Origin of the sequence: Actinomadura syzygii (genome assembly GCF_008085905.1) — a bacterium.
Taxonomy (GTDB): Bacteria; Actinomycetota; Actinomycetes; order Streptosporangiales; family Streptosporangiaceae; genus Spirillospora; species Spirillospora syzygii.
In genome coordinates, this window is record NZ_VSFF01000002.1 from 378,588 (window position 1) to 398,820 (window position 20,233).

Consider the following 20,233-nt stretch of genomic DNA (forward strand, 5'->3'; position numbering starts at 1 on the left):
TCCCGCCAGCCCTAGAGTTCGTTCTCGATGAAATCGAAGAGGTCCTCGTCGGTCGCCGCGTCGAGCCGCGCCGCGATGTCCGCGGAGTCGGCGTCGTCCGCCGCGTCGCCGATCTCGCGCACTTTCTGGAGCAGCGCGGTCAGGGACTCGGTCACTTCCGCGCGCGTCCCGGGATCCGCGGCGGCGGCGAGCACCGCGGACTCCAGGCGTCCCAGTTCGGCGAGCGCGGGCGGGCCCGCCGCCGCGTCGCCGGGGACGAACAGCGCCAGCAGGTGGTCGGCGAGCGCGGCGGGCGTCGGATGGTCGAAGACCAGCGTCGACGGCAGCCGCAGCCCGGTGCGCGTGCTCAGCCGGTTCCGCAGCTCGACGCCGGTGAGGGAGTCGAACCCGGCCTCCTTGAACGCCTGGTCGCTCTTCAGGACGGACGGCGAATCGTGCCCCAGCACCGCGACCGACTCGGTGCGCACCAGGTCCACCAGCGCCTCGCGGCGATCCCCCTCCGCCAGCTCCGCGAGCCGCCGCTTCCACGCCTCGCCGGTCTCGCCGGACGCGGTCGCCGCCCGCCGTGCGCCGCGCTGGACGAGCCGTCCGAGAATCGCGGGCAGCACACCGGATTCGGCCTGAGCCCGCAATGCCGCCGTGTCCAGACGGGCGGGAATGAGGACCGCCGGGCCCGAGTCGTGGGCGTCGAACAGGGCGAGCCCCTCCTCGGGGGAGAGCGCGCGTATTCCAGTGCGCCGCATTCGCGCGAGATCGGTGTCGTCCAGCTCCCCGGCCATTCCGGAGCCGTTCTCCCACAGGCCCCACGCGAGGGACGTCGCGGGCAGTCCTTCGGCTCGGCGGTGGCGGGCCAGCGCGTCCAGGAAAGCGTTGGCGGACGCGTAACCGGCCTGCCCGGCGGAGCCGAGCACCCCGGCGACCGACGAGAACAGAACGAACGCCGACAGGTCCATTCCGGCGGTCAGCTCGTGCAGGTTCCAGGCCGCGTCGGCCTTCGCGCGCAGCACCTCCCCGACGCGTTCGGGCGTGAGCGCGTCGAACGTCCCGTCGTCGAGGACCCCGGCGGCGTGGACCACCGCCGTCAGCGGATGCTCCGCCGGGACGTTGTCGAGCAGCCGGGCGAGGGCGTCGCGGTCCGCGACGTCGCAGGCCGCGATGGTGAGGTCGGCGTCGAGTTCGCGCAGATCAGCGGCCGTGTCGGCGGCCGGGCCCCGGCGGCTGGCGAGCAGCAGGCGGCGGACGCCGTGCTCGCGGACGAGATGCCGCGCCACCAGCGTGCCGAGCGCTCCCGTCCCGCCCGTGATCAGGACCGTGCCCGCCGGGTCGATCGGACGCGGCAGCGTCAGGGCGACCTTGCCGATCGTCCGGCCCTGGCTCAGCCGGCGGAACGCGTGCGGCGCCTGCCGCACGTCGAACGCGCTGACCGGGAGCGGGGTGAGCCGCCCGCCCTCGAAGAGTTCGACGAGCGCGCCGAGCATTTCCCGGATGCGGTCCGGGGCGGCCTCGCTCAGGTCGAAGGGCAGGTAGCGGATACCGCCGTCGACGGAATCCCGCAGATCGGTCTTCCCCATTTCGAGGAAGTGACCGCCGGGCTTGAGAAGGTCCAGAGAGGCGTCGATGAAGTCCCCGGCGAGCGAGTTCAGGACGATGTCGAGACCGCCCGGGAACGCGTCCCGGAAGTCGAGCGTCCGGGAATTGGCGATGTGGTCGGCGTCGAGCCCGCAGCCCTCAAGGGTCGCCCACTTGCCGGGGCTGGCGGTGCCGTAGACCTCGGCGCCCCAATGGCGCGCGAGTTGGGTGGCGGCCATGCCGACCCCGCCTGCCGCCGCGTGGATGAGCACACGCTGCCCGGAACGGATCCCCGCCAGATCGTGCAACCCGTAATAGGCGGTCAGGAACACCACAGGAGTGGTCGCGGCCTGGGCGAACGACCAACCGCTCGGAATGCGGACGGCCAATCGCCGATCGGTCACGGCGACCGGCCCGAGCATCCCGGTGAACAGTCCCATGACCCGGTCGCCGACGCTCAGCCCTGAGACATCGGCGCCGACCTCGGTGACGATCCCGGCGCCCTCGCCCCCCAGGACGGCGTCGCCCGGATACATTCCCAGCGTCATCAGGACGTCGCGGAAATTGACCCCGGCCGCCCGCAGTTCCACGCGGATCTGGCCGGGTCCGAGAGGAGCGGCCGCCTCCGGGCTTTCCACCAGTTCCAGGTTCTCCAGCGTCCCCGGCGCGGACACGGAAAGCCGCCAGTCCGGCACGCCGTCCGGCGGGGTCAGCGCCCCGTCGGAACCGGCCCGGACGACACGCGGCGCGAAGACCTCCCCGTCCCGGACGGCGAGCCGCGATTCCCCGGCCAGCGCCTTCGCGACCGCGCTGGGCAGCGCGTCGGCGGAGCCGTTCCGGTCATCGACGTCGATCAGCGCGATGCGTCCCGGGTTCTCGGTCTGCGCGGCGGCCAGCAGGCCCCAGACGGCGGCCCGCGAAAGGTCCCGGACGGGTTCGCTCTCACCCACGGAAACCGCCCCGTGAGTGGCCACGACCAGCAACGAAGAATCCAGCGCCTCAATCGAGAGCCATTCCTGCACCAATCGCAGCACCTCGCTGACGCCGCCATGGACGCCCTCAACGAACTCCGATCCACCCGAACCGGCGCAATGCCAAAGCACAGTGCCTGAATCGTTTGGCAATTCGGCAAGCTCGTCCAAGCCGCTGAGAACGGTGAACGGCTCCTCGGACGCCTCCCCGTCGACGGGCACCCAGTCGAGCTGGAACAGCGAGTCCCGATGGCCGGGGAACGACGCCGGACGAGTGGCCAGCGTCTCCACCGACGCCACCGGTGCGCCGTCCCCGTCCGCCACGGTCAACGACCACGAGCCGGAACCGGACGGCGACAAACGCACCCGAGCTTCCGACGCACCCGGCTTGTGGACGGTCACACCCGTCCAAGAGAAAGGCAGCCGCGCCGCGCCGGAATCCTCGACCGCCATCGTCGGGTGCAGCGAGGCGTCGAGCAGTGCCGGGTGCAGCGTGAACGCCGCCGCGTCGGCGATCTCCTCGGGCAGCCCGACCTCGGCCAGCAGATCGTCCCCGTGCCGCCAGGCGCGTAGCAGCCCCTGGAAGGCGGGGCCGTAGGCGAGGCCCGCGTCCGCCAGCCGGTCGGCGAGCCCGTCGAGCCCGATCGCCTCGGCGCCGGACGGAGGCCAAACACCCAGGTCGGCGGCGGGAGCAACGGCATTCGCGGAGAGGACTCCGGTGGCGTGCCGCGTCCAGACCGACTCGGACTCGGCGCGGACGCTCACCTCCCGCCGCCCGGCGCCGTCCGCCGGACCGACCCGGACCTGGAGCCGCACGCCCCCGCCCTCCGGGAGCACGAGCGGAGCGTCCAGCGTGAGCTCTTCGACCGTGTCGCACCCGATTTCGCGAGCCGCGTGCGACGCCAATTCCAGGAACGCCGTGCCGGGGAAGAGCACGGTCCCCTGAACGGCGTGGTCGGCGAGCCACGGATGAGTTTCCAGCGAGACCCGGCCCGTCAGCAGATAACCCTCGTCCTCCAGCGAGATGACCTCGCCGAGGAACGGATGCCCCGACCCTCCGGCCGTCGCGGGCCGCGCATCAAGCCAAAACCGGCGCCGCTCGAAGGCATAAGTAGGCAACTCCGCGTGACGTCCTTCCGGCAGGACTTTCGCCCAATCCACAGCCGCGCCACTGCTGTGGATGTTCACGACGGCCGAGAGAAGTTCCGATGCCTGCGGCCGCTTCGGGTTCTGCAAGGCGATGGTCGCCGCGGAACTGATGTCGGCGGCCAACGCGGTGAGCGTCGAGTCCGGTCCGATCTCGACGTACGTCGTAACGCCCTGCTCATCCAGGTATTGGACGGCCCGGTGATAGTTCACCGTCCCGAGCAGATGCTCCGCCCAGTATCCAGGCCGATGGTCGGCCGGCTCCCCGGTGAGGTTGGAGATGACGGGAATGGACGCCTCACCATGCGCGAGACCACGAGCCGCAGCCGTCAAAGGCTCGACGGCCTGCTCCATCAACGACGAATGGAACGCGCGATTCGTAGTGAGAATCCGAGTCCGCCGCCCCTGCTCCTTCCACCGTCCCGCGATCTCGCGCACCGACTCCGAAGGACCGGAGATCACGCAACTGGTCGCGGTGTTGACGGCCGCGACGCTCACGCCCTCTGGAAGAGTCCCGGCGATCTCGTCGGGCGCCGCGCCGATGGCGGCCATCGCGCCCACCGGAGTGTCATGCATCGCCCGAGCCCGAGCGGTGACCAACGCGGCGGCGTCCGAAAGCGAAAGCGTCCCGGACGTGTAGGCGGCCGTCAGTTCCCCGAGCGAATGCCCGAGCAGATAGTCCGGCGTGACGCCCCAATCCGCCAGCAGCGCGTGAAGGGCGACCTGGTAGGCGAACAGGGCGGGCTGCGTGTAGAGGGTCTCGTTCAGCCGCTCGGGGTCGTCGGCGAACATGACGTCCTTGAGCTGCGGATCCAGGTGCGCGCACGCCGCGTCCAGCGCCTCGGCGAACACCGGGAACGCCTCGTACAGCTCCCGTCCCATCCCGGCCTGCTGCGACCCCTGCCCGGAATAGAGGAAGGCGACCTTCCCCGGCTTCCCGTCGACCGGCCGCACATCCGACAGCCGCTCGACGAGCTCGTCGACGGTCCGCGCGACGACACCACCGCGATACTGGAAATGAGTGCGCCCGTTCGCCAGCGTGTGGGCGACATCGGCCAGCCCGAGTTCACGGTGCTCGGAAACGAATTCCCGCAGCCGATCGGCCTGCGACCGCAAACCGGATTCGGTCTTCGCCGACAACACAACCGGCAACGGACGGTCAGGCCGCTCCACACGAGCGGGAACAGCCGACCCTTCTTCGAGAATGACGTGGGCGTTCGTCCCGCTGATCCCGAACGACGACACCGCCGCCCGGCGCGGACCGTCCCGCTCCGGCCACGGAGTCGTCTCCGTCAGCAGGCTGACCGCCCCGGAATCCCAGTCGACATGAGGCGAGGGAGCGTCCACGTGAAGCGTCTTCGGCAGCACGCCGTGCCGCATCGCCTCGACCATTTTGATGACCCCGGCGACACCGGCCGCCGCCTGGGCGTGCCCGATGTTCGACTTGATGGACCCGAGCCGCAACGGCCTGTCCGCAGGCCGTTCCTGCCCATAGGTCGCCAGCAGTGCCTGCGCTTCGATCGGGTCGCCGAGCGTCGTTCCGGTGCCGTGCGCCTCGACCGCGTCGATCTCGTCCGACCGGAGCCGGGCATTGGCGAGCGCGGCGCGGATCAGGCGCTGCTGCGAAGGCCCGTTCGGCGCCGTCAGACGGCTGCTCGCGCCGTCCTGGTTCACGGCCGAACCGCGGATCACGGCCAGCACCGGATGGCCGTTCGCCCGCGCGTCCGACAACCGTTCGAGCAGGAGCATTCCGACGCCCTCGGCCCATCCGGCGCCGTCCGCCGCGGCGGCGAACGACTTGCACCGCCCGTCGGGAGCCATTCCGCGCTGCCTGCTGAACTCCACGAACAGCATCGGCGTCGCCATCACGGTCGCGCCGCCCGCGAGCGCCAGGTCGCACTCGCCGCTCCGCAGCGCCTGCGCCGCCAGATGCATCGTGACCAGCGACGACGAGCACGCCGTGTCGACGCTGACCGCCGGGCCCTCCAGCCCGAACGAGTAGGCGAGCCGTCCCGACGCGAGACTGTAGGAACTGCCCGCGTTGAGGTAGCCCTCCAGCTCGTAGGGGACGTTCCCGAGCAGCCGCGCCGCGTAGTCGCCGTACATGATCCCGGTGAAGACGCCGGTCCGGCTGCCGCGCAGGGCGCCCGGCCGCAGGCCCGCCCGCTCGAAGGTCTCCCAGGTGGTCTCGAGCAGGAGCCGCTGCTGCGGGTCGACGGCCAGCGCCTCGCGCGGGCTGATGCCGAAGAAGACCGGGTCGAACAGGCCGGCGTCGTGCAGGAAGCCGCCCTCGCGCGTGTAGCTCTTCCCCGGACGGTCCGGGTCCGGGTCGTACAGCGCGCCGACGTCCCAGCCCCGCCCGGACGGGAACCCGGTGACCGCGTCCGTCCCGGACGCCACCAGCCGCCACAGGTCCGCCGGGCCGTCCACGCCGCCGGGGAAGCGGCAGGCCGTGCCGACGATCGCGATGGGCTCGTGCGCGCCCGCGTCCGCCGCGGCCAGCCGCTCCCGCGTCTGCTGCAGCTCGGCGGTCACCCTCCGGAGGTAGTCGCGAAGCCGATCCTCCACAGTCATCTGCTGGGTGCCCCCTTGGTCAGCCGTTCAGGACGAGGCTCGACTTGATGAGCGACGTCTCGGGGTCCGGCCGGTCGAGGAGCTGGAAGGTGCGGGTGCCGGCGAGGCCGTGGTACCGGCCGCTGATCCCGTGCGCCGGCACCGACTTCGGCTCGGTCACCGGGAACATCGTGTACGTGCCCGACCAGGTGACGCTGCCGTCCGCGTAGTCGTCGCGGGCGCTGACGATCTGCATGATCGTGCCGTCCGGCCGGGAGAAGATGACCGAGGTGCCCGTCGCGGTGCCGATCTGCGTGCCGTCGGCGTCGTACAGTTCGTCCTCGAACTCCACGCTGGACCCGAGGTTGACGCCGAATTGCGCGCCCTCTCCGCTTTCCGGTTTACCGCCGAAAACGATGGTGGTATGGCAGATCTCCTTGATGTCCTCAAGGGTGATGGCTGTCGCGGTGTTCATGGGACTCCCGCCTGATTGGTGGCGCTGCCTGACGCTTCATCGTCAAAGCGGCCGCTAAAGCCGCCCTAGCCCGGTCCTAGGCGCGGTGCAAATTGGCGGCGCATTGTCGCCGCTTCAGCGGGGGCTAGTTCGCTTGCCTTCCTCGGAGGTAAGGGAGGTCTCGTGAGCGACGTGTTGCGCATCGGTGTCCTCGGTTGCGCCGCCATCGCGGGGCGCAAGGTGCTGCCCGCGATGGCGCGGGTCGAGGACGTCGCGATCACCGCGCTGGCGAGCCGCGACGCCGCGAAGGCCGCCGAGTTCGCCGGACGTTTCGGCGGCGCCCCCGTCACCGGATACGCGGGCCTCCTGGACCGTCCCGACGTGGACGCCGTCTACGTCGCCGTCCCGACCGGCCTGCACCACCGCTGGGCGCTGCGGGCGTTGGAGGCGGGCAAGCACGTCCTCGTCGAGAAGCCGCTCACCGCCACGCTGGACGAGGCCGCCGAACTGGTCGCGGAGGCGAAGCGGTCGGGGCTGTGGCTGATGGACGACTTCATGTTCCGCCACCATTCCCAGCACGCCGCCGTCCGGCGGCTCGTCGAGAGCGGGCGGATCGGCGGGGTGCGGTCGTTCGCGAGCGCCTTCGGGATCCCGCCGCTCGACCCGTCCGACGTCCGCTACCAGGCGGGACTCGGCGGCGGGGCGCTGCTCGACGTGGGCGTGTACCCGGTCCAGGCGGCGCTGATGTTCCTCGGCGAGGAGCTGTCGGTCGCCGGGTCCGTCCTGCGCGTCGACCCGGAGCTGGACGTCGACCTGGAGGGCGCGGCGCTGCTGCACACCCCGGACGGCGTGCCCGCGCACCTCTCGTTCGGGTTCCGGTCGTCCTACCGGTCCATGTACGAGATCTGGGGCAGCGAGGGACGGATCGTCCTGGAGCGGGCCTTCACCCCGCCGCCCACCCTGAACCCGACCCTGCGGGTGGTCCGGCAGGACCACGCCGAGGAGATCACCCTTCCGCCCGACGACCAGTTCGCCCAACTCGTCTGCGCGTTCGCGCGGGCGGTGCGGGACGGCGCGGTCTTCGGCCCGTACGCCGACCGGCTGCTGCGGCACGCGGCGCTGGTCGACGACATCCGGAGCCGGGCGCGACGCGGTCCGGCCGACCCCACCATTTGACCGGCAGCGATTAACCGAATTTCCACGGAATTGACCGGTACAGGAAGGTCGATTATGAAGGCCCTGGTTTTGGCCGGCGGTCACGGCACCCGGCTGCGGCCGTTCAGCCACAGCATTCCGAAACAGCTCGTCCCGGTGGCCAACGCGCCGGTGCTCTTCCACGTGCTGGACGCGCTCCGCGCCGCGGGCGTCACCGAGACCGGAATCATCGTCGGCGCGCCGGGCGACGCGATCCGCGGCGCCGTCGGCGACGGCTCCCGGTTCGGCATGAGCGTCACCTATCTGCCGCAGGACGAGCCGCTCGGGCTCGCGCACTGCGTCCTCATCGCCGGCGACTTCCTCGGCGACGACGACTTCGTGATGTATCTGGCCGACAACGTGTTCGCGGACGGCATCGGCGAACCCCTCCTCGAGTTCCAGGAGCGGCGGCCCGCCGCGCAGCTCGTCGTCGCCAAGGCCGCGGAGCCCACCGAGTGCGGCATCGCGGAGGTGGACGACACCGGCCGCGTCCTCGGCGTGGAGGAGAAGCCGGACCGGCCGCGCAGCGACCTCGCCGTCACCGGCGTCTACTTCTTCAGCTCGCAGATCCACGAGGCCGTCCGCGCGATCGAGCCGAGCGCCCGCGGCGAGCTGGAGATCACCGACGCCGTCCAGTGGCTCGTGTCGCAGGGCCGGGACGTGCAGGCGCGCCTGCTCGCCGGGCCCTGGCACGACACCGGCACCGTCGACGGGCTGCTCGACTGCAACCGGACGCTGCTGGAGCGCCTGCGCCCCGAGGTCCGCGGCGCCGTCACGGCCGGGACGGTCATCACCGGCCCCGTCGTCGTCGCCGAGGACGCCCTCATCGAACGGTCCGTGATCACCGGCCCGGCGCTGCTCGGCCCTGGCTGCGTCGTGCGCGGCAGCCGGATCGGCCCCGGCACCTCGATCGGCGCGGGCTGCCTGCTGGAGGACGCCGACGTCGAGCACTCGATGCTGCTGGACGGCGCGTCCGTCACCGGCGTCGGCCCGCTAGCCGGTTCGGTCATCGGACGGTCCGCGCTGGTCGGCCCGCCGCCCGGCGCGCCGGACGGCGAACGGGACGCCCACCGCCTGGTGGTGGGCGACGATGGCCGGGTCGAGATCGCCCCCCGGAAAGGCGCGGACGCGTGAGGCTGCTCGTCACCGGGGGAGCGGGGTTCATCGGCTCCCACTACGTCCGCCGCGCGCTCGAAGGCCGCTACCGGGGGCTGGAGGACGCGCGGATCACCGTCCTCGACAAGCTGACCTACTCCGGGAACCCGGCCAACCTGCCGATGTCGCACCCGCGGCTCGACTTCGTCCGGGGCGACGTGTGCGACTCGGCGCTGCTGACGTCGCTGCTACCCGGACATGACGCCGTGATGCACTTCGCCGCCGAGACACACGTCGACCGGTCGCTGCTGAGCGGGGACGCCTTCGTCCGGACGAACGTCCTCGGCGTGCAGACCCTCCTCGAATCCTGCCGCCACACGGGCGTCGACCGGGTCGTGATCGTCTCGACCGACGAGGTGTACGGGTCGATCGGCGAGGGCGCGTGGACGGAGGAGTCCCCGCTCGCGCCGAACTCGCCGTACGCGGCGTCCAAGGCGGGCGGCGACCTGATCGCCCGCGCCTACTGGCGGAGCCACAGGCTGAAGGTCTCGATCACCCGCTGCTCCAACAACTACGGGCCTTACCAGTTCACCGAGAAGGTCATCCCCCTCTTCATCACCAACCTGATCGACGGGAAGGACGTCCCGCTGTACGGCGACGGGCACCACGTCCGCGAATGGCTGCACGTCGACGACCACTGCCGCGCGTTGCATCTCGTCCTCACAGAGGGCCGCGCCGGAGAGGTGTACAACATCGGCGGGGACACCACGCTGAGCAACCGGGAGCTGACCGGGCTGCTGCTCGACGCGTGCGGCGCCGGGTGGGACCGCGTCCGGCACGTCCCCGACCGCAAGGGCCACGACGAGCGGTACGCGCTGGACGACACCAAGATCCGCACGCAGCTCGGCTTCGTCCCGGCGACGCCGTTCGCCGCCGGGATCGCCGAGGTCGCCGACTGGTACCGCGAGAACCGGGCGTGGTGGGAGCCGCTGCGCCACAAGGCCCGGCTGTCCGCCGGTTGAGCTGGGGGAGTTGTGATGCGGATTCTCTTCGTACCCATGCCCGTGTCCACGCACTACCTGTCGATGGTCCCGCTGGCCTGGGCCTGCCGCGCGGCGGGCCACGAGGTGCGGTTCGCGGTGCAGCCCGCGATCGTGGACACGATCCGGCGGTCCGGGCTGACCGCCGCCGTCGTCGCCGACGACTACGACTTCGCGGGCGCGATCGCCGCCCGCCGCCGGGCCCGCAAGGAGAGCGGGCGGCCGCTGACGCCGGACATGGTGGCGAACCTGTCGCCCGCCGAGCGCCTCGCGGTGAAGGAGCGGATGTTCGCCCCGCAGGTCTCCGCCGCCGAGAGCGTCGCGGACGGCCTCGTCGCCTACACGCGCCGGTGGCGGCCCGAACTGGTGGTGGCGGACCCGCTCGCGCTCGCCGGGCCGCTCGCCGCCGCGGCGGTGGACGCGCCGTTCGTCCGGCACCTGTGGGGACCGGACGTCATCGGCGCCATGGGCTTCCCCGGCCTCGGCATCGCCGTGGACCACTGGCCGAGCGCGCTGCTGCGGCTGTACGAGCGGTACGGCGTCGAGCCCGCCGCCGACTACGCCGTCCACACCGTCGACCCGTGCCCGCCGAGCCTCCAGGCCAACGCGCGGGCGGGCCTGCTTTCGATGCGCTACGTCCCGTACAACGGGCCCGGGATCGAGCCCGACTGGGCGGCCGGATCCGGGCGCCGCCGCGTCTGCGTGACGTGGGGGATGACGTCCAGCGCGGTCGGCGGACGGGAGGGGTTCCTCGTCCCGTGGATCCTCAAGGCGCTCGCCGACTTCGACATGGAGATCGTCCTGGCGATCAAGGCGTCCGACCGTGAGCTGCTCGGCGACCCGCCGCCCGGCACCCTCATCGCGGAGGAGGTACCGCTGCACCTGCTGCTGCCGTCCTGCGCGGCGATCATCCACCAGGGCGGCGGCGGCACGCTGCTGACCGCCGCCGCGCTCGGGGTGCCGCAGTTGATCGTGACGAACTCCGGCGACCAGCAGTTCAACGCCCGGCTGCTAACCGCGACCGGCGCGGGCGCCGCGGTGTCGGTCGGCGAGGCCGCGGACGGCCCGCTGAAGACGGCGATCGCGGGCCTGCTGCACGACGACGCCGACGCGCTGCGCGCCGCCGCGGGCCGGCTCCGCGCGGAGATCGAGGCGCAGCCGACGCCGGGCGCCGTCGCCGCCTCGCTCACCGAGCGGTCCTGAACCGGCCGCCCGGACTCCACCGGTCCGGTTGCGAGGGCGGCCGGGTTCTGTAAACATTTACTTCATGAGCACGAGCAGAGCGGCACTGTTGGACGCGGCCACCGCGGAGTTCGCCAAGCACGGCCTCCGGGGGGCCCGCATCCAGGACATCGTCGCGCGTGCGGGCGTCAACGAACGCATGATCTACCACCACTTCGGCAGTAAGGAGAAACTGTACGCCGCCGCGCTGGTGGACCGTTTCGCCGAACTGCGCGCGGCGTGGGCGCCCGTGCTGGAGAAGGCCGTGACGATGGAGCCCTACGAGGGCATGCGCTTCGCGCTCTCGGGGTTCGCCGACATCATCATGAACCGGCCCCGGCTCGTCGGGCTCTGGCTGCACGAGGCGCTGAACGGCTGGCGGACCCTGCCGCTGCCGACGGCCGACATGCTGCCGAGCGCGCTCTCCGAGATATACGCCCGCGGGCAGAAGACGGGCGTCTTCAGCACGGCGCGCCCCTTCGAGCTCGCACACGGGACGGCCATGGCGGCGATGTTCGGCATGGCGGTCATGGCCCCGCGCGGAGAGCAGATCCTCCGCGCGGGGGGACCGGCGCTGGACGACGACGCCACCCGGCGCGACCTCGTCCTGGATCAGCTCATGAACGGCATGGCCACCCCGCGGGCGGACTGAGCGGCGAGGCGCCGGGGCCCCGCGCGGGGAGCGCCGGCGTCTCGCCATCAGGTCCGCAGTAAATATGTACTGCATCCTCACCTGGAGATCCCGATGAAGGCAGAAGCGCAGCCGCCGAAGGCGCGGGCGGACGACACCCGGCTCCCGCCCGCGCTCGTCAAGCTCATGGTGGTGATCACCCTGGGCGCCCTCATGGTCCAGCTCGACGCGACCATGACGAACGTCGCGTACAACACGCTGCTGAAGGAGTTCGACGTCTCGCTGCTGACCGTCCAGTGGGTCGGCAGCGGCTACCTGCTCGCGATGGCCACGGTCATCCCGTTGACCGGCTGGGCGATGGACCGCTTCGGCGCCCGCTCGGTCTGGATCACATGCCTCGCGCTGTTCCTGCTCGGCTCGGTGCTCTGCGGGGTGGCCTGGTCGGCGAACAGCCTGATCGCGTTCCGCATCGTGCAGGGCCTCGGCGGCGGGCTGCTGCTGCCGCTCGGCACGGCCGTGCTCGCCCAGGCCGCCGGGCCGCAGCGGCTCGGCCGCGCGATGGCCGCCGTCGGCATCCCCGCGGTGCTCGCCCCGATCCTCGGGCCGGTGCTCGGCGGGGTGCTGGTCAGCGACCTGAACTGGCGCTGGATCTTCTTCGTGAACGTGCCGATCTGCCTGCTCGCGATCGTGCTCTCGGCCCGCTCGATCCCGGCCGACCGGCGGCCCGACACCCGGCGGCTCGACATCCTCGGGGTGGCGCTGCTGTCGCCCGCCTGCGCCGTGATCGTCTACGGCTTCACCGCCGCCGGCCGCTACGTCAGCTTCGCCGACTGGCACGCCTACACCCCGCTCGCCATCGGCGTCGTGCTCCTGCTCGTGTTCGCGCTGCACGTGACGCGGACGAAGACCGAGCCGATCATCGACCTGCGGCTGTTCAAGGCCGTCCGGACGTTCACCGCGGGCACCGCCGTCCTGTTCGTCGGCACCACGGCCCTGTTCGGCGCCGTCGCCCTGCTGCCCCTCTACTACCAGCAGCTCCGCGGGTACAGCGCGCTCGAGGCCGGGCTGCTGCTCGTTCCGCAGGGCATCGGGATGGGGCTCGCGCTGCACTTCGCGGGCAAGCTCACCGACAGGATCGCGCCGCGTCCGATCACGCTGTTCGGGCTGGTGCTGACCGCCGTCTCCACCTACGTCTACACGAACCTCGGGCCGCACACGAGCCTGTGGCTGATCAGCGTCATGCTGGTGGTCGGCGGCGCGGGGCTGGGCGCGGTGACCGTCCCGTCCATGGCGATCACCGTGCGGGGCCTGCCGCGCGAGATGATCCCGCGGGCCACCACCGCCAGCCGGATCCTGATGCAGCTCGGCGGCTCCTTCGGCGCGGCCGTGGTGCTCATCGTCCTGCAGAGCAGGCTCACCACGCACGCCAAGGCGGGGCACGGGCAGATCACCCCGCAGGGCATGGCCGACTCCTTCGGCGCCACGTTCTGGTGGGTGCTGGCGTTCGCGCTGGCCGCCGCCGTCCCCGCCCTGCTGCTGCCCGGCAAGCCGCCCGCGCGGACGGCCCCGGCCGCCCAGCAGGAGAAGCGCCCCGCCACCTCCTGAGGCGCACGCAAGCGAGGCACGGAAGCGAGACGCAGAAGAAGGTCTCCCCCTGGCGGCTGGGGGAGACCTTCTCCTGCGGGGTGCGGGGATACGCCTCTGGCTACCCGGCGGACGCGCGGAACCGCGTGATGGCCGGGAGGTGCCGTTCGCGCAGCTCGGGGTCGGTGACGCCGAGCCCCTCGTCCGGCGCCATGCAGAGGACGCCGATCTTGCCCTGGTGCAGGTTCCGGTGGACGCGGCGGGTCGCCTCGCCCACCGCGTCCAGCGGCAGCGTCACCGACAGCGTCGGATGGATCCTGCCCTTCGCGACCAGCCGGTTGGCCTCCCATGCCTCCCGGTAGTTCGCGAAGTGCGAGCCGATGATCCGCTTGACGTTCATCCACAGGTACCGGTTGTCGAACTCGTGCCGGAACCCCGTGGTCGACGCGCAGGTGACGACCGTCCCGCCGCGCCGGGTCACGAACACCGAGGCGGCGAACGTGTCCCGGCCCGGGTGCTCCAGGACGATGTCCGGGTCCTCACCGCCGGTCAGGTCGCGGATCCGCGCGCCGAACCGCTTCCACTCGCGCGGGTCGGACGTCCCGTCCGGCCGCCAGAACCGGTAGTCCTCGGCGGCCCGGTCGATGACCAGCTCGGCGCCCATCGCCCGGCACAGCTCCGCCTTCTCCGCCGACGACACGACGCAGATCGGCGTCGCGCCGCCCGCGAGCGCGAGCTGCACGGCGTAGGAGCCGAGCCCGCCCGTCGCGCCCCACACCAGCACGTTGTCGCCCTGCTTCAGCCGCGCCCCGTTGCGGGACACCAGCTGCCGGTAGGCCGTCGAGTTCACGAGGCCCGAGCAGGCCGCCTCCTCCCAGGTGAGGTGGCCCGGCTTCGGCATGAGCTGGTTGGCCTTGACGAGGGCGATCTCCGCGAGGCCGCCGTAGTTCGTCTCGAACCCCCAGATCCGCTGCTCCGGGTCCAGCATGGTGTCGTCGTGCCCGTCCGGGCTCTGCATCTCCACGGACAGGCAGTGCGCCACCACCCGGTCCCCGGGGCGCCAGTCCTGCACCCCGGGTCCGGTCCGCAGCACCACGCCGGACAGGTCCGAGCCGACCTGGTGGTACGGCCGGTCGTGGTGCGAACTGAGCGGGGAGCGCTTGGCGTAGCGCTCCAGGAACGTGAACGTCGGAAGCGGCTCGAACAGCGCCGTCCACACGGTGTTGTAGTTGATCGCGCTCGCCATGACCGCGACGAGCGCCTCACCCGGCCCGACCGGGGGCAGCGGCACCTCCTCCAGCCGCAGCGACGCCCGGGGGTCCTTGTCCGCGGTCGCCTGACCGGCGAACATCTCCGTGTCGTCCCGGTGCACCGTCGCCGCCCGGTACGAGCCGGGCAGTGGCAGCGCCTCGAAGGCGCGCGGCGACGTCTCCCCGGCGAGGATCGCGTCCAGGAACTGCCGGACTGCCATGAGCGGACCTCCCGGTCAGACGACGGTGTTGATGCGCAGCGATCCCAGGTACGGGTGCCACAGGTGCTCGGGGTCGTTCTCGACGGCCTCGACCACCTCGCGCATGGCGGCGAGGGCCTTCGGCTCCTCCTCGTCGTAGACGTCGCCCTGCAGCATCTTCAGCACGTCGACGCGGTACTGCGGGTCCTTCACGAAGGCCGTGAACAGCACGTTCAGCCGGTAGTAGATCGTGATGAACTCGTACCAGTTGCGGACGGCGCGGCGGAGCCGCCGCTCGTACGTCGCGAAGCGCTCCTTGCTGAAGTCGTTCGCCTTGTGGGCCTCGATGATGTCGTAGGACGCGATCCGCGCGCTGTTGACGGCGACGCTCACCCCGCTGGAGAAGATCGGGTCGACGAACCGGGCCGCGTCCCCGATGAGGACGAACCGGTCGCCGCAGATCTCCTTCATGGAGTAGCTGTAGTCGCCCTCGGTCTTGAGCGGGCGGACCTGCTCGCACTTCTGGAGCTCCTTGTGCAGCTCCGGACGGCTCTGGATGTAGTCCCAGAAGAACGTGTCGCGGTCGACGCCGGACTCGCGGAACCGCTTCTTCTGCGTCACGACCCCAACGCTGGTGATCGTGTCGGTGATGGGGATCTGCCAGACCCAGCTGTCGTTGATGGGCAGGTAGTGGATGAAGATGAAGTCGGCCTCGGACGGGTCGGACGACAGCGCGTTCCGGTCCAGCCCGTCGAACCAGGCGTGCACGGCGTACTGGTCGAACACCGGGTCGGGGACCTTGACCTTCATCTGGCGGCCGAGCAGCGTCTGCCGTCCGGACGCGTCCACGACCATGCGGGACGTGAACGTCGTCTCCCGCGGCCCGATGCGCGTGGTGAGCGTGACGATCTCGGGGTCGGAGAAGTCGACGTTCAGGACGCGGACGCCGTTGAACACCCGCGCGCCGCGGCTCTGCGAGTGCTTCAGCAGGATGGAGTCGAAGCGTCCGCGGTCGACGTGGAAGGTGTAGTCGCGGTCGACGCCCGGCTGGTCGCGCTCGCTGAAGAGGATCTCCGCCGACCGGATGTGCTCGAGGTTCTTGGTGAAGTTCGTCCGCTCGGTGTAGCGGGACTCGGCCGTCGTCCAGGCCGCGCCGTACTTCTTCGGGAACTTCGCCTCCTCCAGCTTCTCCATGACGCCGATCTCGTTGAACACGGGCGTCGTCGCCGGGATCAGCGACTCGCCGACGTGCTCGCGGGGGAAGATCTCGCCCTCGAACACGACGACCGACAGCCCGGCGCCGGCGAGGTAGGAGGCGGCGGTCGAGCCCGCCGGGCCGCCGCCGATGATCGCGACGTCGAAGTCAGGCTCCATGGTGGGCTCCGTCCGCCTTGGCCGTCTGGGGGAGGTCGTCGATCATCTCGGCGATGCTGCGCACGTCCTTGAAGAACCGCGCGCTGACCTTCGCCGGGGGGATGGCGATGCCGAGGTCGTCCCGGATGTGGGTGAGCAGCACCGCCGTGTTGAGGGAGTCGAGCACGCCCCACTCCAGGAGCGGGGACGTCGCGGTCAGCTCGCCGCGCGGGTCGCCGGCGAGGAACCTGTCCCTGATGAAGGAGATCAGGTGCTCGGACAATTGATCATGTGACACTGACTGTCCTTTCGACGTGCCTTTCGACGAGCAGGGTCCGGTCGACCTTGCCGTTGCGCGTGCGCGGGAGTTCGGGCACGAGATGGAACCGGTCGGCGATCATGTAGCGGGGCAGTCGCCGCGAGCTGTGCTCCTTGAGTTCGAGGACGCCGGGCGCCCGCCCCGGCCCGGGCACGATGAAGGCGACGAGCCGCGCGTTCACGGCCGTGCCGGCGACGACGACCGAGACCTGGTCGACGTCGGGGTGGGCGGCGAGGGCGGCCTCGACCTCGCCGAGCTCGATGCGGTGCCCGCGGACCTTGACCATGTGGTCGCGGCGGCCGACGTAGTCGAACGCGCCGCCGGGCAGGACGCGGACGACGTCACCCGTCGCGTACGCCCCCCGCTGCGGTTCGCCGCCCCAGTAGCCGAGCATGACCGTGGGGCCGTCGACCATCAGCTCGCCCTCGTCGCCCTCGGCGGCGGGGGCGCCGTCCGGGCGGACCGCCCAGACGTCGTCGCCGCAGCTCGGACGCCCGATCGGGACGGGGCGGTCGCGGCCGAGGTCGGCGGGTTCGACCCGGTGGAAGGTGCAGACGTTGGTCTCGGTGGGGCCGTAGAGGTTGAACAGGGGCGCGCTCGTCCAGTCGGCGAGCCGCCGGACGTAGGGGATCGGGAACGGCTCGCCCGCGAACAGGACGGCCCGGAGCGCGGCCGAGGGCGCGCGGTCCAGCAGCCCGCCGTCGCGCATCATCAGGATCAGCACGGACGGGACGGAATACCAGACGGTGATCTCCCGCTCGTACAGCAGGTCGACGAGCTGCCCCGGCGCGTACCCGAGCGCGGCCGGGATGAGGTGCACCGAGGCGCCGACGGTGAGCGGCGCGTACAGGTCGAGCACCGACAGGTCGAAGGTGAACGGGGCGTGGTTGGCGAACCGGTCGGCGGACGTGGCGTCCAGCAGCCCGACCGCCCAGTCGACGAACGCGAGGGCGGCGCGGTGGCTGATGCACACGCCCTTGGGCGTCCCGGTGGAGCCGGACGTGTAGAGGATGAACGCGAGGTCGTCGGGCTCGCACGTCTCGTCCGGCGACGGGCCGTCCGCGGCGAGCGGAACGTCGAGGTCGAGGTATTCGGCGTCCGCGCCGAGCTCGGCGCGGAGCGCGCCGAGGCGGGCGTCGCCGACGCAGACGGCGCGCGCGCCGCAGTCCCGGGCGAGGGCGGCGACGCGCCCGGCCGGGGACGCGCCGTCCACCGGGACGTAGGCCGCGCCGAGCCGCAGGACGCCCTGCATCGCGGCCACGACGGCGGCGGACTTGTCCGCCCACAGCACCACCCGGTCGCCGCGCCGGACGCCGAGCGCCGCGAGCCGCCGGGCGATGGCGCCCGCCAGGTCGTCCAGCTCCCGGTAGGTGCGCGTGCCGGCCTCGTCGACGACGGCGGGCGCGTCCGGGCGCCGGGCCGCCGAGTCGATCAGCCGCCGGTGCAGGTTCACAGCCCGGCCCCCTTCGCGATGATCTCCCGCTGGATCTCCGACGTGCCGGAGAAGATGGTGCTCGGCACCGAGTCGCGGAGCTGCTGCTCGATCCCGGCGGGGCTGAGGTAGCCGGAGCCGCCGAAGATCTGGACGGCGTCGAGGCTGTTGGCGACGGACGCCTCCGACACCGACACCTTCGCGACCGCCGCCGCCGTGGTGGCGTCCCGCCCCTGGTCGAGGAGCCAGCACGCCCGGTAGAGCAGCAGGCGGCAGCCCTCGAGACGCTGCGTCATGGTGGCGAGCCGGTGCGAGACGGCCTGGAACTCGCCGATGCCGTGCCCGAACTGCCGCCGCTCCCGCGCGTGCTGGACGCAGTCGCGGAGCTGCCGGTCCATCAGCCCGACGTAGGCGGCGAACAGGCACGCCCGCTCCCAGCCCATCGAGTGCTGGAAGATCGCGCTGCCGTCGCCCTCCTCACCGAGCCGGTACCGCTCCGGCACCCGGCAGCGGACGAACTCGACCCGTCCGGCCGGGCAGCCGTGCAGGCCCATCTTCCGCAGCGGCGGCCCCACCACGACGCCGGACAGCTCGCGCGGGACGGCGAACGCGCTGATCCCGAGGAACCCCGCGGCCGGGTCGGTGACGGCGTAGGTGACGAACACGTCCGCGGCGGGGGCGTTGCTGGCGAACGACTTCACGCCGTGCAGGACGTAGTCGCCGCCGTCGCGCTCCGCCGTCGTCGCGAGGCGTCCGACGTCGGAGCCCGCGCCCTCCTCGGTCATCGCGTTCGCGGCGATGAGGCCGCCGCGGGCGAGGCCGCCGAGCATGCCGTCCCGGACCGGGGCCCGCCCGAAGTCGCGGACGGGCACCGCGCAGGCGAGCAGGTGCGCGGCGACCGCGAAGACGAGGCCGGTGTCGGCGCAGCCGCGGCCGAACGCCTCCAGGGCGAGCGCCGTGTCGAGCGCGCCGAGCCCGCGGCCGCCGTTCTCGGCGGGCAGGCACAGGCCGGTGAGGCCGAGGCGCCCCGCGGTGGCCCACTCGTCCGGGGCGAAGTGGTCGGCGGACGACTCCCGGCGGCGGGCCCCCGGCAGGTCCCGGGTGACGTCGGCGAGGATCCCGTCGTAGAGCCGCCGCTGGTCCGCGCTGAGGCCGAAGTCCATCAGGCCGCCCACGGGGGCGTGTCGACGACCTTCACGACGGCGGCCGAGAGGGTGATGCCGGGCGCGACGCCCATCATCAGCAGGTGGTCGCCCGGACCCAGCTCGCCCGCGGCGAGGAGGTGGTTGAACGACATGATCTGGTCGCACGTGCCGTGGCCGATGCCGCGTCCGAAGTCCCAGGTCGACTTCGACAGCGGCAGCCCGAGCGGCGCCATGATCCGCTGCTCGACCATCTCCCTGGAGAAGTTGTTGAACGCGACGCGGGCGAGGTCGTCGGGCTCGATGCCCGCGTCGGACAGGCAGCGGTGCACGATCTCCGTGGTCTTCTTCTGCACCTCGAACAGCGGGGCCGCGCCGTCGGGGTTGCCCCTGAGCGTCTCGCGGAACGACAGCAGGCGGCCGTTGAAGTCCACGGACCTGCCGACGGTCACGCTCGGCGGGAACAGCGGCTCGTCCCCGCGGTGGACCTGCTCGGCGGCGGCGACCGTCACCGTGCGGGCCGCGACGACCTGTGCGAACGAGGGCCGCTTCGTCAGGACCAGCGCGCTCGACCCGTCCGCCGGGACGTACCCGACGCCCGAGTTCCAGCGGTCCATCAGCGGCGTGCCGAAGTTGTCGGCGGTGACGACCAGCGCGCTGCGGCGCTCGTCGGCCCCGCGCAGGTAGCCGATCGCCAGCTCCAGCGCCGTGAACATCCCGTTGCAGCCCGAGCGCACCTCCACCGAGAGGCAGTCGCCGCCGAGGTGGTGCTGGAGGTAGGACTGCGGCAGCCAGCCGTCCGGGCCCTGGTGCCAGGAGTCGGCGTAGAGCTGGACGTCCAGCTCGGCCGCGGGCTGCCCGGCGCGGGTCAGCGCCTCCCGGGCGGCGTGCAGCGCCATCTCCGGGGCCGGGGTGTCACCGGCGACGTGCACCCCGAGCAGCCCGGCGCTCTCGGCCTGCTCGGCCGGGTAGCTCCCCTCGGCCACCGCGTCCGCGATGGAGACGATCGGCGGCTCGTACACCCCGACCCCCGAGATGAAGATGTCGTCTGCTGGCACGGAAGCCTCCTCGGTCTGGCT

General features: G+C 71.9%; 14 protein-coding genes. 6 read left to right on the forward strand and 8 right to left on the reverse strand.

Annotated features, from left to right (window positions below; translation table 11 throughout):
* Nucleotides 1–11 precede the first annotated feature (11 nt).
* Both FXF65_RS05825 and FXF65_RS05830 read right to left on the reverse strand, forming a co-directional pair.
* Nucleotides 12–6,260 (reverse strand): type I polyketide synthase, encoded by a 6,249-nt coding sequence (locus FXF65_RS05825; protein ID WP_148348654.1) that lies wholly within the window; start codon nt 6,258–6,260, stop codon nt 12–14.
* A 19-nt stretch (nt 6,261–6,279) separates the two neighbouring features.
* Nucleotides 6,280–6,714, reverse strand: a complete 435-nt coding sequence (locus FXF65_RS05830) for an allene oxide cyclase barrel-like domain-containing protein (protein WP_148348655.1) — start codon at nt 6,712–6,714, stop codon at nt 6,280–6,282.
* A gap of 162 nt (nt 6,715–6,876) precedes the next feature.
* Here FXF65_RS05830 and FXF65_RS05835 point away from each other — a divergent pair, with 162 nt between their 5' ends.
* The 6 genes from FXF65_RS05835 to FXF65_RS05860 all read left to right on the forward strand — a co-directional run bounded on the left by FXF65_RS05835 (nt 6,877) and on the right by FXF65_RS05860 (nt 13,479).
* A complete protein-coding gene (locus FXF65_RS05835) occupies nt 6,877–7,869 on the forward strand; it encodes a Gfo/Idh/MocA family protein (protein ID WP_148348656.1) in 993 nt (330 codons plus the stop codon).
* Nucleotides 7,870–7,923: 54 nt separating this feature from the next.
* Nucleotides 7,924–9,021 (forward strand): glucose-1-phosphate thymidylyltransferase, encoded by a 1,098-nt coding sequence (locus tag FXF65_RS05840; RefSeq protein WP_148348657.1) that lies wholly within the window; start codon nt 7,924–7,926, stop codon nt 9,019–9,021.
* Nucleotides 9,018–10,004 (forward strand): dTDP-glucose 4,6-dehydratase, encoded by a 987-nt coding sequence (rfbB, locus tag FXF65_RS05845; RefSeq protein ID WP_148348658.1) that lies wholly within the window; start codon nt 9,018–9,020, stop codon nt 10,002–10,004. The genes FXF65_RS05840 and rfbB overlap by 4 nt, the downstream gene beginning before the upstream one ends.
* 15 nt (nt 10,005–10,019) lie before the next feature.
* A complete protein-coding gene (locus FXF65_RS05850) occupies nt 10,020–11,225 on the forward strand; it encodes a nucleotide disphospho-sugar-binding domain-containing protein (RefSeq protein WP_148348659.1) in 1,206 nt (401 codons plus the stop codon).
* A 64-nt stretch (nt 11,226–11,289) separates the two neighbouring features.
* Nucleotides 11,290–11,895 carry a TetR/AcrR family transcriptional regulator gene (locus tag FXF65_RS05855; protein ID WP_148348660.1) on the forward strand — a complete coding sequence of 202 codons (606 nt, stop codon included), beginning with the start codon at nt 11,290–11,292 and terminating at the stop codon, nt 11,893–11,895.
* 93 nt (nt 11,896–11,988) lie between these two features.
* Nucleotides 11,989–13,479, forward strand: coding sequence for an MDR family MFS transporter (locus FXF65_RS05860; protein WP_148348661.1), 1,491 nt, complete (start codon nt 11,989–11,991; stop codon nt 13,477–13,479).
* Between the two features lie 100 nt (nt 13,480–13,579).
* Here the strand turns inward: FXF65_RS05860 and ccrA are convergent, their stop codons facing one another.
* From ccrA to FXF65_RS05890, 6 genes are read right to left on the reverse strand one after another with little or no spacing between them, the layout of a single operon-like run.
* Entirely contained in the window at nt 13,580–14,929 is a 1,350-nt protein-coding gene (gene ccrA, locus FXF65_RS05865) for a crotonyl-CoA carboxylase/reductase (protein ID WP_148348662.1), read from the reverse strand.
* Nucleotides 14,930–14,944: 15 nt separating this feature from the next.
* Nucleotides 14,945–16,282, reverse strand: a complete 1,338-nt coding sequence (locus tag FXF65_RS05870) for an NAD(P)/FAD-dependent oxidoreductase (RefSeq protein ID WP_148348663.1) — start codon at nt 16,280–16,282, stop codon at nt 14,945–14,947.
* Entirely contained in the window at nt 16,272–16,559 is a 288-nt protein-coding gene (locus FXF65_RS05875; protein ID WP_148348664.1) for an acyl carrier protein, read from the reverse strand. The genes FXF65_RS05870 and FXF65_RS05875 overlap by 11 nt, the downstream gene beginning before the upstream one ends.
* Complete coding sequence (locus FXF65_RS05880) at nt 16,549–18,033, reverse strand: amino acid adenylation domain-containing protein (RefSeq protein ID WP_148348665.1); 1,485 nt, start codon at nt 18,031–18,033, stop codon at nt 16,549–16,551. The genes FXF65_RS05875 and FXF65_RS05880 overlap by 11 nt, the downstream gene beginning before the upstream one ends.
* Nucleotides 18,030–19,175: an acyl-CoA dehydrogenase family protein gene (locus FXF65_RS05885; RefSeq protein ID WP_148348666.1), complete on the reverse strand. Its 1,146-nt coding sequence runs from the start codon at nt 19,173–19,175 to the stop codon at nt 18,030–18,032. Before FXF65_RS05885 ends, FXF65_RS05880 begins: the two co-directional genes overlap by 4 nt.
* Nucleotides 19,175–20,212 carry a ketoacyl-ACP synthase III family protein gene (locus FXF65_RS05890; protein ID WP_148348667.1) on the reverse strand — a complete coding sequence of 346 codons (1,038 nt, stop codon included), beginning with the start codon at nt 20,210–20,212 and terminating at the stop codon, nt 19,175–19,177. Before FXF65_RS05890 ends, FXF65_RS05885 begins: the two co-directional genes overlap by 1 nt.
* Nucleotides 20,213–20,233 lie beyond the last annotated feature (21 nt).

Excerpts from the sequence above, each read along its gene's own strand:
- FXF65_RS05825 (WP_148348654.1), bottom strand. The coding sequence starts at position 6,260 with ATGACTGTGGAGGATCGGCTTCGCGACTACCTCCGGAGGGTGACCGCC.
- FXF65_RS05830 (WP_148348655.1), bottom strand. The coding sequence starts at position 6,714 with ATGAACACCGCGACAGCCATCACCCTTGAGGACATCAAGGAGATCTGC.
- FXF65_RS05840 (WP_148348657.1), top strand. The coding sequence starts at position 7,924 with ATGAAGGCCCTGGTTTTGGCCGGCGGTCACGGCACCCGGCTGCGGCCG.
- FXF65_RS05850 (WP_148348659.1), top strand. The coding sequence starts at position 10,020 with ATGCGGATTCTCTTCGTACCCATGCCCGTGTCCACGCACTACCTGTCG.
- FXF65_RS05855 (WP_148348660.1), top strand. The coding sequence starts at position 11,290 with ATGAGCACGAGCAGAGCGGCACTGTTGGACGCGGCCACCGCGGAGTTC.
- FXF65_RS05860 (WP_148348661.1), top strand. The coding sequence starts at position 11,989 with ATGAAGGCAGAAGCGCAGCCGCCGAAGGCGCGGGCGGACGACACCCGG.
- ccrA (WP_148348662.1), bottom strand. The coding sequence starts at position 14,929 with ATGGCAGTCCGGCAGTTCCTGGACGCGATCCTCGCCGGGGAGACGTCG.
- FXF65_RS05870 (WP_148348663.1), bottom strand. The coding sequence starts at position 16,282 with ATGGAGCCTGACTTCGACGTCGCGATCATCGGCGGCGGCCCGGCGGGC.
- FXF65_RS05885 (WP_148348666.1), bottom strand. The coding sequence starts at position 19,175 with ATGGACTTCGGCCTCAGCGCGGACCAGCGGCGGCTCTACGACGGGATC.